The following is a 2,521-nucleotide window of genomic DNA, read 5'->3' as shown; positions in this document are numbered from 1 at the left end:
CCCGACTTTTATATATCCCGAATTGACGACTTTGACTTTCAGCACAATGTGGCCTCATCCAACAGCCTGCAAGTGCACGACACAGATTAAGAGATAACCAAATGATTATTGTACTAAAGCCCAATGCGACCGAAGAACAAGCCAAAGAAATCCTCAGCCGTATCGAGTCTGCAGGCCTAAAACCACTCTACATGCCAGGTGTCGAGCGTATCGTGCTGGGCGCACTGGGCGACGAGCGTGTGTTGCAACAGTTACACCTGGATGCCTATCCGTGTGTCGAGAACGTCAAACCGATCCTGACCAAATACAAAATGGTAAGCCGTGAGGTCCAGGCCCACGATACTGTCGTTCGCTTCGGCAATGCAGCAGTCGGTGGCGACAAGTTTGCCGTTATCGCCGGTCCGTGTTCTGTCGAGTCTGAAGAGCAGCTAATGGCGGTTGCCGAGGTAGTGAAAAAACACGGTGCAGTGGCGCTTCGCGGCGGTGCCTACAAGCCACGAACCAGCCCATATGACTTCCAGGGCATGGGAGTAGAAGGACTGAAACTGCTTCACAAAGCCAATCAGCAGCTTGGACTGCCGACCGTATCCGAAGTCATGGAAGTCGGCCAGGTTGATTCAATGTGTGAATACATCGACTGCCTTCAGATTGGCGCACGCAATATGCAGAACTACGCCTTGTTAAAAGCTGTGGGTGAAAGTAAAAAACCGGTCTTGCTCAAACGCGGACTTTCCGCCACTATCGAAGAGCTGTTACTGGCTGCGGAATACATCTATGACGCAGGAAATCCTAACATTATCCTGTGTGAGCGTGGTATCCGCACCTACGAGACAGCAACAAGGAATACATTGGACCTTAATGCCGTTGCCTACCTCAAGCAGCGTACCCATTTGCCAGTGGTGGTTGATCCGAGCCACGGCACCGGTGTACGCGAGCTGGTTATCCCGCTATCACGGGCAGCAGCGGCAGTTGGCGCTGATGGCATCATTGTCGAATCACACCTTAATCCGTGTGAGGCCTTGTCCGACGGCCACCAGGCGCTGACAGGTCCAATGTTTGAACAGTTAATGCAAGAGTTGAAACCGTTTGTAGAAGCGGCAGGGAGAACGCTGTGAATACGACCCCTTTAGGTACCGGCGAGCTGGAACTACTTAGCCTCGACGTACCCTATGTGGCCGACCCGACGGAGTTGTATTACTCCGTCTGTGGCAACCGTCCGCATAACTTACTGCTGGAGTCGGCCGAAATTGACTCCAAGCAGGATTTAAAAAGCCTGATGCTAATTGATGCCGCGGTCCGAATTGTATGCCGCGACAAGCAAGTCCGGCTGGAAGCATTAACCGACAACGGACTTAATGTCCTGCAGACCATCGAGCAGGCACTGGCTGCTGATATTCAGAGCCGGCGTGAGAACGACTGCCTGATCCTTGATTTTCCAAGTGCCGAGCGCACGCTGGATGAAGACAGCCGTCTGCGTCAAACCTCGTCCTTTGATGCACTTAGAATGATCCAGCACGCCTTTGATACCTCGGGGCACCCGCGAGAAGCCTTGTTTCTCGGCGGCCTATTTGCCTATGATGTGGTCGCCGGTTTCGAGCCGCTACCAGATGTTGCCGAGGACAACAAATGCCCGGACTACCTGTTCTACATTGCCGAGACCCTGTTGGTTATCGATCACCAGCGCCGTCGGGGCAAGCTTCAGGCAACACTGTTTGGCGGTGATGAGTATACCTCCAGCTATTTTGAGCTAAGTCGTCGGTTGCAGCATATCAAAGAGGCCTGTCTGGAGCCGAAACCGCTGCCAGAAGCCGAGTTTCTTGACCAGTGCGAGCCGGTTGCAAGTGTCAGCGACGAGGCATTCTGCCAGACCGTGGTCGATCTCAAGCAACATGTCATTAATGGCGATGTGTTCCAGGTCGTACCGTCCCGGCAGTTCACGCTGCCGTGCCCGTCGCCACTGGTGGCCTACAAAGAGCTGAAAATAGGTAACCCTAGCCCTTATATGTTCTACCTGCAGGATGCTGATTTCACCCTGTTCGGCGCCTCGCCGGAAAGTGCACTGAAGTATTGTACTGAGAGCAATCAGGTGGAAATTTACCCGATTGCCGGTACCCGCCACCGCGGCAAAAACCCGGATGGCTCCATTAACCTGGATCTCGACGGTCGCATTGAACTTGAACTGCGCAGTGACATGAAAGAAAACGCCGAGCACATGATGCTGGTTGATCTGGCCCGTAACGATGTGGCCCGGATCAGCGAACCCGGCAGCCGCTATGTGGCCGACTTGCTCAAGGTCGATCGCTACAGCCATGTGATGCACCTGGTATCCCGTGTTGTCGGTCAATTGCGCGGCGATCTCGATGCCCTTCACGCCTACCAGGCCTGCATGAATATGGGCACCCTGACCGGCGCACCGAAAATTCGTGCGATGCAGCTGATCCGTGATGTCGAAAAACGTCGCCGTGGCAGCTACGGCGGTGCTGTCGGCTACCTGACCGGACACGGCGACATGGACACCTGT

2 protein-coding genes are annotated in these 2,521 nt (G+C 54.3%); both read left to right on the top strand.

What is annotated here, in order from left to right:
• The first annotated feature begins 101 nt into the window (after positions 1-101).
• Positions 102-1,115, top strand: a complete 1,014-nt coding sequence (locus tag MHN01_RS24415; RefSeq protein WP_239413971.1) for a bifunctional 3-deoxy-7-phosphoheptulonate synthase/chorismate mutase — start codon at positions 102-104, stop codon at positions 1,113-1,115.
• Positions 1,112-2,521, top strand: a 1,410-nt coding sequence (locus MHN01_RS24410; RefSeq protein WP_239413970.1) for an anthranilate synthase component 1, incomplete at its 3' end; no start/stop codon positions are given. The genes MHN01_RS24415 and MHN01_RS24410, both read left to right, overlap by 4 nt.

Source organism: Photobacterium sp. OFAV2-7 (assembly GCF_022347985.1).
In the GTDB taxonomy this organism is placed as follows: domain Bacteria; phylum Pseudomonadota; class Gammaproteobacteria; order Enterobacterales; family Vibrionaceae; genus Photobacterium.
This window is presented reverse-complemented; position numbering and strand designations above follow the sequence as displayed.

Excerpts from the sequence above, each read along its gene's own strand:
- MHN01_RS24415 (WP_239413971.1), top strand. The coding sequence starts at position 102 with ATGATTATTGTACTAAAGCCCAATGCGACCGAAGAACAAGCCAAAGAA.